The 10,456-nt window shown below is 65.2% G+C and carries 9 protein-coding genes; 4 read left to right on the plus strand and 5 right to left on the minus strand.

Annotated features, from left to right (window positions below):
* Positions 1 to 34: 34 nt before the first annotated feature.
* The 4 genes from DB354_RS14075 to DB354_RS14090 form a co-directional block, all read right to left on the minus strand.
* Positions 35 to 376 (minus strand): histidine triad nucleotide-binding protein, encoded by a 342-nt coding sequence (locus DB354_RS14075; protein WP_107836271.1) that lies wholly within the window; start codon positions 374 to 376, stop codon positions 35 to 37.
* Positions 377 to 470: 94 nt separating this feature from the next.
* Complete coding sequence (locus tag DB354_RS14080) at positions 471 to 989, minus strand: hypothetical protein (RefSeq protein WP_107836272.1); 519 nt, start codon at positions 987 to 989, stop codon at positions 471 to 473.
* 36 nt (positions 990 to 1,025) lie between these two features.
* Complete coding sequence (gene nrdR, locus DB354_RS14085) at positions 1,026 to 1,493, minus strand: transcriptional regulator NrdR (RefSeq protein ID WP_107836273.1); 468 nt, start codon at positions 1,491 to 1,493, stop codon at positions 1,026 to 1,028.
* Positions 1,494 to 1,562: 69 nt separating this feature from the next.
* Positions 1,563 to 2,129 carry an aminodeoxychorismate/anthranilate synthase component II gene (locus DB354_RS14090; protein WP_107836274.1) on the minus strand — a complete coding sequence of 189 codons (567 nt, stop codon included), beginning with the start codon at positions 2,127 to 2,129 and terminating at the stop codon, positions 1,563 to 1,565.
* A 211-nt stretch (positions 2,130 to 2,340) separates the two neighbouring features.
* On the opposite strand from DB354_RS14090, the gene tgt reads away from it, so the two are divergent.
* The gene (gene tgt, locus DB354_RS14095; protein ID WP_107836275.1) at positions 2,341 to 3,489 is read left to right on the plus strand and encodes a tRNA guanosine(34) transglycosylase Tgt; all 1,149 of its coding nucleotides are present in this window, start codon (positions 2,341 to 2,343) and stop codon (positions 3,487 to 3,489) included.
* A 95-nt stretch (positions 3,490 to 3,584) separates the two neighbouring features.
* Here tgt and DB354_RS14100 read toward each other — a convergent pair whose 3' ends face one another.
* Positions 3,585 to 4,211, minus strand: coding sequence for a hypothetical protein (locus DB354_RS14100; RefSeq protein WP_107836276.1), 627 nt, complete (start codon positions 4,209 to 4,211; stop codon positions 3,585 to 3,587).
* Between the two features lie 165 nt (positions 4,212 to 4,376).
* On the opposite strand from DB354_RS14100, the gene DB354_RS14105 reads away from it, so the two are divergent.
* From DB354_RS14105 to lnt, 3 genes are all read left to right on the plus strand, one after another.
* Positions 4,377 to 5,303 carry a UDP-glucuronic acid decarboxylase family protein gene (locus DB354_RS14105; RefSeq protein ID WP_107836277.1) on the plus strand — a complete coding sequence of 309 codons (927 nt, stop codon included), beginning with the start codon at positions 4,377 to 4,379 and terminating at the stop codon, positions 5,301 to 5,303.
* 221 nt (positions 5,304 to 5,524) lie between these two features.
* Positions 5,525 to 8,548, plus strand: coding sequence for a preprotein translocase subunit SecA (gene secA, locus DB354_RS14110; protein WP_107836278.1), 3,024 nt, complete (start codon positions 5,525 to 5,527; stop codon positions 8,546 to 8,548).
* A gap of 111 nt (positions 8,549 to 8,659) precedes the next feature.
* The gene (gene lnt, locus DB354_RS14115; protein ID WP_107836279.1) at positions 8,660 to 10,375 is read left to right on the plus strand and encodes an apolipoprotein N-acyltransferase; all 1,716 of its coding nucleotides are present in this window, start codon (positions 8,660 to 8,662) and stop codon (positions 10,373 to 10,375) included.
* Positions 10,376 to 10,456: the final 81 nt, after the last annotated feature.

Genomic DNA, 10,456 nt, shown 5'->3' on the forward strand with positions numbered 1-10,456 from the left:
GGCCGGCGCCGCGCCGAATCAAGCGGGCGGCCGGTTAACCCGGAGGCCAGCCCATCTGCCGCTTGGCCAGCATATGTACGTGCAGATGCGGGACGGACTCCGACGCGTGCGGGCCGTTGTTGACGACAAGGCGGAAGCCCTGCTCGAGCTTGAGCTTCTTCGCCATTTCGCTGGCCACCAGCAGCAGGTGGCCGAGCGTGGCCTGATCCGCCGGGGTCGCTTCGGCCACGCGCGGGATGGGCTGCTTCGGCACGATCAGCAGGTGGACCGGCGCCTGGGGCTGGATGTCGTGCAACACCACACAGACATCGTCCTCGTGCTCGATCTTGGCCGGGATCTCCCGGTCGATGATTTTCTGGAAGAGGGTCTTGGCCATGGCAGGACGGGCATTACGCGCAAGTTTCTGCCGCCGGCAAACGCCGAATGGTGCGCGGTGCCGCCGGGCCTCCGGCCGCCGATCCGGCGCGCGGCTAGAGAAACAGCAACTGCAGGTTCGCGCTCCGCGCGGTGCGGGCGGCGGCGAGATCGCGGATGAAGGCGAGCGCCTCCTCGTACTCACGCCGGCGGCGCGGCGTCGCCCGACGATTCGGTGGGAGCAGCGCGTGCCGGAGATTCGTGATGAGCAGCGTGGATTCGCGGAAGGGGGCGAGCCGCTTCAGCCCGGCCATGACCTCCGCGCGCGTGAACAGGGGCGTGGCGGAAGCCAGCGTGAGCGAAGCGTCCCAATGATAGAAGCCGTGGCGCGGGTGCGTGGCGAAGACCTTGGTCAGGAGTTCCGCGGCCGCGGCGTTGAACGCGGCGTCGTATTTTTGCGCCAGCTCGGGATGCGCCGTGGTCTGGGCCTCGAGCTCCGCCAGGCTGAAGGTGATCGCGGACTTGATCTGCTCGGCCAGATACAGGTCGTGGCCGGTCGCGTGGGCGAAGAGGCTGTTGATGAAATGGAGCCGGCGCAGGTCGTCGCTCGTCCGGGAGGGGGTGCGTTGGGCCACGGAAAATCGGGAGGACGGGGCGCCCGGGCGGGGGCGTTACGGAAGCTCCTTCTTGGTCTTCGCGAGCGAGCTGATTTCGTCCACGAACTCGGTCACGTCACGGAACTCCTTATACACGCTGGCGAAGCGGACGTAGGCCACCTGGTCGACGGTGCGCAAGCGCTGCATGACGCCCTCGCCGATCGCGCGGGAGGGAATCTCGTTTTCGAACTGCGCCTCCATCGCATCCATCACGTCCTCGACCAGCATCGCGATCTGCTCGGGGTCGACCGGCCGTTTGTGGCAGGCCGCGCGCACGGCGCGGACCAGCTTCTCGCGGTCAAAGTCCTCGCGGCGGCCGTCGCGTTTCAGGACGATGATGCCGTCGCGGATCAGCGTCTCGGTCGTGCTGTAGCGATGGCCGCACTCAAGGCATTCGCGCCGCCGGCGGATCGTCGATCCCTCCTTGCTGATGCGGGAGTCGATGACCTTGTCCTCAATCGATGTGCATTTCGGGCAGCGCATGAAAATGAAGCGGAATTCTGCAGGTAGACGCTGAGCGGGCGGATTGGTGCCGTGGGAATGAGGGGCCGATCAGCTGAGCTGCAGGAAGTTCTCCAGGATGCGCATGCCGCCTTCGGTGGCGATGGATTCCGGGTGGAACTGCACGCCCCAGATGGGCAGGGTGCGATGGCGCAGGCCCATGATTTCGCCTTCGGCCGTCTCGGCCGTGATCTCGAGCTCAGCCGGGAACGAGGCGCGCTCCACCAGGAGCGAGTGATAACGAGTGGCGGCAAATCCCTGGGGCATGCCGCGAAAGACGTCGGTGTCTCGGTGCCGGATCGGGGAGGTCTTCCCGTGCATGAGGCGGTCGGCCCGCACCACCTTGCCGCCAAAGTAATGCCCGATCGACTGATGGCCTAGGCATACACCGAACAGAGGTTTCTTTCCCGCAAATGCCTTGATGATATCGAGGGTCACGCCGGCCTCCCGCGGCGAACAGGGACCCGGGGAGATCAGCACGCGTTCGGGGTTGAGCGCAAGCGCTTGTTCCGGAGTGATTTCGTCGTTTCGGTACACCCGCTGTTCCACCCCCAACTGGCCAAAATATTGGACTAGGTTGTAGGTGAAGGAGTCGTAGTTATCGATGACGAGCAGCACGGGTTTCGTGGGGCGGGACGCCGGGTTTAAGACACGAGGGTAGAGCGATAGCGGGCGGAATCTAGCGCGTACAGCTTAGACTCGCAAAGCGGGCGATTCAGTTGATGGTCGGAAGGGCGTGCGCAGATTCGCCGCACGCCGCCGCCGCCGGTGGCTTTATCCTTCAAATCTCTCTGTCTTCCTCCCTTCTGCCGCATCGTCGGCACTCGCGATGGCCGCCCATTTCCAGCTGCTCAAGACCGATACAAACACCGCCGCCCGCCGGGGCCGGCTCCAGACGCGCCACGGCACGATCGAGACGCCCATCTTCATGCCCGTGGGCACCCAGGGAACGGTGAAGGCGATAACACCCAATCACTTGCGTGAGATTGGGGCGCAGATCATCCTCGGGAATACCTACCACCTGAGCCTGCGGCCCGGCAGCGACCTGATTCGCGAACTGGGGGGGCTGCATGCCTTCATGGGCTGGAACGGCCCGATTCTGACGGACAGCGGTGGCTTCCAGGTATTTTCGTTGGCGAAGCTACGCGACATCAGCGATGCGGGCGTGGCGTTTCAGTCCCACTTGGATGGCGCGCGGCATTTTCTTGGCCCGCGTGAGGTGATGAAGATCCAGCAGGATCTTGGCAGCGACATCGCGATGGTGCTCGACGAGTGCCCACCTTGGCCGTGCGAACGGGACGCGTGCGCCAAGGCGGTGGCGCGGAGCCTCCGCTGGGCGGCGCAGTGCCGCGACATCGCGACCGGAAGCGGCTTTCTGGCGGCCGGCCATCACGTTTTCGCGATCGTCCAAGGGTCCACCTTCGATGACCTGCGGCGCGAGGCGGCCGAGGCTCTGGCCGCCTTCGATTTTCCCGGCTACGCGGTCGGCGGGGTGAGCGTGGGCGAACCCGAGCCGGAGATGCTCAAGCAGGTGGGGGCCACCACGCCCTTCATGCCGGCCGACAAGCCGCGCTACACGATGGGCCTCGGCACGCCCCCGCAGCTCCTGCGCATGATCGCGCTTGGTGTCGACATGTTCGATTGCGTGATGCCCACGCGCGTGGCGCGCAACGGACTGGTCTTTACGCCGGATGGGCCGATCAACCTCCGCAACGAGCAGTTCCGTGCCGATCCTCGCCCCATTGTCGAGGGCATGGACAACTACACCTGCCGGAATTTCTCCCGCGCCTATCTGCGGCACCTGACCGTCGCGGGCGAGATGCTGAGCGGGACGCTCCTGACCATCCACAATCTCCACTTCTTCCTCGACCTGATGGCGCAGGCTCGGGCGCACATCGAAGCTGGCGACTATGCCTCCTGGCACCTCGCGTGGATTGCGCGCTATGAGGCCGGGGCGCACGCGCGCCGGGCGTCGTAGTGGGAAGTTGGATTCCTCTCAGGCCGGAGGCGGGCAGAAAAAAACCCGCCCGGCGGGGCCGGGCGGGGGCGTTAGATTTCAGACTTAATCCGACCTTAGAACTTCAGACGCGCACCGATCGAATAGACGATCGCGTCCTGGTTCGAATTACGGACGTTCTCGAAGCCGGCCGAGGCGTAAACCGCGGCGGTCTTCGTCACCCAGTAGTTGCCCTCGACCTCATAGGTGTAGGATTGGGAGCTTTCCTTGGTGTTGTTGAAGTCGTCGTTATAAACGACGCGGGGGGTCAGCGTGAAGGCGCCCATCGGAATCTCGACGCCGACCGAGGTCATCCAAATGGTGTCCTCATTGTTGTCGGAGTCGTGGTTCCAGCGGTAGCCGACGCCGGCGCCGACGAACGGCTTCACGGTGCCGACGGTCTTGTAGGCCGTCGCGGACGCACCGATCGTGTTGGCATGCGCCAGGCCGCGGACCCAGTTGTAGCTGTAGCCGGCGCCCAGGTCGAGGTACGCAGTGACGGGCACATTGGCGGCAATGCCGACGCTGTGCACATCCTTGTGCATGTCCTGGACGTCCGCCGCAGCGTAACCGAGCTCGGTGTAGCTCTGGCCGAGAAGGCCGGACGGCACCGCGACACTGGCATTGGACGTTTCCGGTTGAGCATAACCCGCCGTGGCCGCAATGAGGCCGACGACGAGCATCGTTTTCTTAGTCAGGTTCATAGTTTGTTAGTTTCCCGAACGAATCGGGGGACTCGCGGAGGTATCGCGGCGTTCCTTTTGCGCCACAAAAAAAGTTGCATGTCGTAATGGAACATTTTGCCGCGTTTGTTGTTGGCCGCCTGTTTTGCTCGAAACTGATCTGCAACTACCTCACCACTTTCCTCCATGCGCATACTCGTCACCGGCGGTGCCGGCTTTCTCGGTTCCCATCTCTGCGACCGTCTCGTGCGGGAAGGGCATGAAGTCGTCTGTGTCGACAACCTCTTCACGGGGCAGAAGGCGAACATCGCGCACCTGCTCGCGCATCCGAATTTTGAATTCGTCCGGCACGACGTGATCGACCCCTTCAAGTTCGAAGTGGATCAGATCTACAACCTGGCATGCCCGGCCTCGCCGCCGCACTACCAGTACAACCCCATCAAGACGATCAAGACCTCGGTCATGGGCGCCATCAACTGCCTCGGCCTCGCGAAGCGCGTGCGCGCGCGTATCCTCCAGGCGAGTACGAGCGAGGTGTACGGCGACCCGACCGTGCATCCGCAGCCCGAGGCCTACTGGGGCAACGTCAACCCGATCGGGCGCCGCTCCTGCTACGACGAGGGCAAGCGGTGCGCCGAGACGCTGTGCTTCGACTATCACCGCGAGAACAAGGTCGATATCCGCGTCGTCCGCATCTTCAACACTTACGGCCCACGCATGCACCCGCACGACGGCCGCGTGGTCTCCAACTTCATCGTGCAGGCGCTTCAGGGCCAGGACCTGACCGTCTACGGCGACGGCCAGCAGACGCGTTCGTTCTGCTATGTGGACGACCTTATCGAGGGGTTCGTGCGCTTCATGGCGCAGACCGAGACCGTCGGGCCGATGAACCTGGGCAACCCGGGGGAGTTCACGATGCTCGAACTCGCCGAACTCACGATCAAGCTGGTCGGCGGTCGTTCGAAGATCGTGCACCGCCCGCTGCCCTCCGATGATCCGAAGCAGCGGCAACCCGACATCGGCCTTGCGCGCAAGGTGTTGGGCTGGGAACCGCGGGTGCCGCTGGAGGAGGGCCTCGGGCGTACCATCGCCTACTTTCGCGGCCGCGTGTGACCTTGGCCGGCGTTTTGGCGGCCGCGGCGCGGCCGTTGCCGGCTGGCGGCACCGGCTCCTGAAATCCACATTCCGAGCGACGCAGCCGGTGGGATGGGCGCAATTTGGGCCGGCGCGAGGGCGCGTTGCGGCACTGGATTTGTCGCCTCCGGCCGCTCTGCTGGCGTTCGGCCATTTGTCGTTTGCCAAGGGGGGGGCGGCGGGTAACGTCTCCGCCCTTCATGCTCTCGTTCATCCTCAAACGCTTTTCCGGCCGGCATTATAAGAAATTCCTGGAAAAGGTCCGCCCGACGGTCGCGCGCATCAACGAACTGGAACAGCAGTACCAGTCGCTTACCGATGAGCAGCTCCGGGCCAAGACGGATGAGTTTCGCGAGCGCATCGCCGCCGCCGCGGACAAGCGCGCGGCGCTGGAGGAGATCCTGCCCGAGGCCTTTGCCACGGTGAAGAACGCGGCCCGCCGCATGGTCGGGCGCAAGGTCATCGTCTGCGAGCACGAGCTCACCTGGGACATGGTGCATTTTGACGTGCAGCTCATCGGCGGCATCGCCCTCCACCAGGGGCGCATCTCGGAAATGGCCACCGGTGAAGGCAAGACGCTCGTCGCCACACTGCCCCTCTACCTCAACGCGCTCACCCGACGGAATACCCAGCTGGTCACCGTCAACGACTACCTTGCCCGCCGCGACTCCGAGTGGATGGGCCATCTCTACAATTTCCTCGGCGTCACCGTCGGCTGCATCCAGCAGCAGATGCCGCCGCACGAGCGCCGCGAGGCGTACGGCCGGGACATCACCTACGGCACCGCCAGCGAGTTCGGCTTCGACTACCTGCGCGACAACGGCATGGCCACGCGCAAGGAGGACCAGGTCCAGCGCGACTACTGGTACTGCATCGTGGACGAGGTCGACTCCATCCTCGTCGACGAGGCCCGCACGCCGCTGATCATTTCCGGCCCCGCGCCGATCGAGCGCGAGCAGCCCTTTACACGGCTCAAACCCGTCGTGGAGCAACTCGTCAATGACCAGGTCCGGCTCTGCAACCGGATCGTCGCTGAGGCCAAGGCGTTGCTCGAAAAGCCCGGCCTGACGCCCGATGACCGCGACCTCGCCGCCCGCAAGATGCTGCAGGTCAAGATGGGCCACCCGAAGAACAAGCAGCTGCTGCGGCTCATGGAAAATGGCGAGTGGCGCAAGCTGCTCGACAAAACCGAGACGGAATACAACTCCGACCTGAACAAGGACGAGCTGTACCGCCTGAAGGAGGAGCTCCTCTACGTCATCGACGAGCGCCAGCACCAGGCCGACCTTACCGAAATCGGCCGCAACAAGCTGCGCCCCGACAATCCGGACGCCTTCATGCTGCCGGATCTCGCCACCGAGTTCAGCGATTTGGAGAAGGACCAGACGCTCACGCCCGAACAGCGCGAGGCCAAGAAGCTGGCCGCCCAGAACGCCTACGCCGACGTCTCGGAGGAGATCCACTCGATCTCGCAATTGCTCCGCGCGTACTCGCTTTACGAGCGCGACGTCGAATACGTCGTCACCCCGGACGGCAAGGTCATGATCGTCGACGAGAACACCGGCCGCGTCATGCCCGGCCGCCGCTGGTCGGACGGCCTGCACCAGGCCGTGGAGGCCAAGGAGAACGTCAGCATCGAGCGCGAGACGCGCACGTATGCCACGATCACGATCCAGAACTACTTCCGCATGTACGAGAAGCTCGCCGGTATGACGGGCACGGCGGAGACGGAGGCGACGGAGTTCAACGACATCTACCGGCTGTCGGTGCAGGTGATCCCGACGAACAAACCCTGCATCCGTATCGACAAGAACGACTCCATCTTCAAGACGCGCCGCGACAAGTACTCGGCCGTCGTGCGCGAGATCGAGGTCGCCAACAAACGCGGCCAGCCCGTCCTCGTCGGCACGACCAGCGTGGAAGCGTCGGAGGTGCTTTCCCGCATGCTGCGGCGTACTGGCATCGTCCACACCGTCCTGAATGCGAAGTTCCACGCGCAGGAGGCGGATATCGTCGCCCGCGCCGGCCAGCGTGGGGCGGTCACCATCGCCACCAACATGGCGGGCCGCGGCACCGACATCAAACTCGGCGAGGGTGTACGTGAACTCGGCGGCCTTTACGTGCTCGGCACCGAACGGCACGAGTCCCGCCGCATCGACCGGCAGTTGCGTGGCCGCTGCTCGCGCCAGGGCGATCCGGGCGTCACCAAGTTCTATCTGTCGCTCGAAGACGATCTCATGCGTCTCTTCCTGCAGGGCAACCTCGCGTCGCGCCTGATGGAGGGCTCGATGAAGGAGGGCGAGGAGCTCGAGCACCCGTGGCTCAACCGCTCCATCGAGAGCGCCCAGAAGAAGGTCGAGCAGCAGAACTACTCGATCCGCAAGCGGCTGCTCCAGTACGACGACGTGCTGAACCAGCAGCGCGAGGTCGTGTACGGGATCCGCAATGGCGCGATCCACGCCGAGCGTCCCAAGGATATCATCTTCGAGCAGATCCAGGAGGAGCTGCTGAACCGCCTCGAGGTTGCCGGCTTTGGCGACAAGTCCGGCCCCACCAAGGTCGCGGTCGAGAGCTTCATCGGCTGGGTCAACCAGCACTTCCCGATCGGCGTGCGCGTGGAGGAACTCGCCGGCAACAATGCCGAGCCGATCGCCGCGAACCTGCTGGAACGGATCCGGAAAGCCTACGCGGTGAAGGAATCGGTCGAGATCCCGGAGGCGCTCGGTTCCATGGAGCGCTATGTCGTGATCAACGCCATCGATCACCACTGGCAGGAGCATCTCACCGAGATGGAGGAATTGCGGCGGTCGATCGGTCTGCGCAGCTACGGCCAGAAGGACCCGCTCGTGGAGTACAAGAGCGAGGCGTACAAGTATTTCGAGGAGCTCATGAACAACGTCCGGCTGCAGATCTGCACCGGCCTGTTCCGCACCGCCTCCAACCTCGAGTCCTTCGAGAACATGCTCGCGCTGCTCAGTCGCAGCGCGCGCACCGTCGGTCCGGAGGAGAGCGCCGCCATTTCCGCCGCCCGCCCGCCCATGCCGCCGGCACCGCAGATCACCACCACCGTGACCAGCAGCGGCCCCGCCGCCCTGCCGGAGCCCAGCGAGCCCGAGATCCAGTTGCCGAAGGTGACCATCCGGCGCGAGCTGCCCAAGGTCGGCCGCAACGATCCCTGCCCCTGCGGCAGCGGCAAGAAATACAAACACTGCCACGGCGCCTGACGCGCGGTCCGGTCCGCCTCCCGAAGACGCGCGGCTGCGGCCGCCCGCCGGCGCGCGAGTCCGCGGTGCCGGGGAGTCCGCCATCCGCCTTCGCCAACCTGAGCCCTTCCCGTGCCTCCCGCTTCTGATCCGGCGCCCACGCCGTCCTTCGACCCTTACACGCCGCAGCCGACCTTTGTGCAGCGCCACTCCGCTCCGCTCGGCGCTGCGGCGGTGTTCGTCCTGACCCTCGTGTTCGCGGTGGTCGCCTTTCCGCCGTTCAACGCGCCGGAGGCCGCCTATGCGATGCTCCTCCCGGGGGTGTACTGGGCCTACACCCGGCCGTCCTTCCGCACCTTTGCGCTCACGATCGGCATCGCGCAGATGATCGCGTGGACGTTGATCCTGGGCTGGCTACACCATGTCACCTGGGTCGGACTGTTTCTGCTGGGACCGTTCGTTGGACTCTGGGTTGGTTCCTGGTACCTGGCGGTGTGGTGGGCGATTCCCCGGATGCATGGCAAGGCAACGCCGACGCGCCTGCTGGTGATGCTCGGCCTGTGCGGCGCATGGGTGCTGATCGAGTGGACGCGTACCTGGTTCCTGGGCGGCTTCCCCTGGCTGCCCTTGGCGGCCAGCCAATGGCAGCGCCCCAGCATCCTGCAGATCGCCTCGCTCACCGGCAGCTACGGCGTGTCGTTCGTCCTCGTCGCGGTGAACATCGGGTTCGCCGCCTACGCGCATCGCCTCCTGCGGGAGGAAAGCACCGGCTTCGCCAAGCGCAGCCAGGAGTTCTTCCTCGCATTGTTCCTGCTCATGGGCTGCCTCGCGATGTTCTTCCAGGACGCCTTCGGCCGGCTCCATTACACCGAGACCCTGGGCCGCATCGCCTTTGTCCAGCCCGACATCCCGCAGAACGTGAAGTGGGATCCGACAAAGGCACCGGAGATCGTCAACGTCCTCCGCGACACCACCGGCCAGGCGGCGAAGACTCTGCCTTCATTGATTGTCTGGCCGGAGGCATCGACTCCCTGGGCCGTGCGCGGCGACGAGTCCATGAAGGCCTTTGTGGAGTCGCTGGCGAAGGACGCCAAAGCGCCGGTGCTGCTCGGTTCCATCGGGATCGAGGAGGGCGGCAAGCCCGACGCGCGCTGGTACAACGGCGCCTTCGTGGTCTCGCCCGAGCTCGGATTGCAGCAAACCTGGTACGCCAAGCGTCACCTCGTGCCCTTCGGAGAATACGTACCGCTGAAGCCTGTCCTGGGCTGGTTGCGCAAGGTCGTGCCGATCGGTGACGACTTCACCCCGGGGCTGGATGCCGCGCCCGTGCTGGTGAATCTGATCGACCAGCCGGTGCTGCTTGGCCCGTTGATTTGCTACGAAGATATTTACCCGCAACTGGCTCGTGAGAGTGTCTTGTCCGGCGCGAGCGCGCTGACCGTGCTGACCAACAACGGCTGGTTCGGGCAGGGTGGGGCGGCCTACCAGCATGCCGCCCATTCGGTCCTCCGCGCCGTCGAGTTTCGGCGGCCGGTCATCCGCTGCGGCAATGCCGGCTGGAGCGGCTGGATCGACGAGTTTGGCGCGATCCGAGCCGTGCTGACCAAGGGCCGGGACGGCGCGATCCATACTGAGCTCAAGGACGCCCCCGAGGGCACCGTCTATTTCCGGGGTACGGCCACCGTGCGGGTCCATCGCGACAAGCGCTGGGACTCCGTGCAGACCTTCTACGCCCGCCATGGCGACTGGTTCGTGCTGGTGAGCGCCGCGCTTGTGGCGCTCGGTTTCGGGGCGCTGCGCCTCGGGCAGGTCAAGCCCTCCCCCCGCCGTCGGCGGGCGGACGCCTGACGGGCGGCGGACGCGGCGCGCGCCTGTAGCCATTTTTTGGAGACGGAAGCGCGCGGAAGCCGCGACCGGCCGCGGGGTTGA

This window comes from Opitutus sp. ER46, from assembly GCF_003054705.1.
Lineage (GTDB): Bacteria > Verrucomicrobiota > Verrucomicrobiia > Opitutales > Opitutaceae > ER46.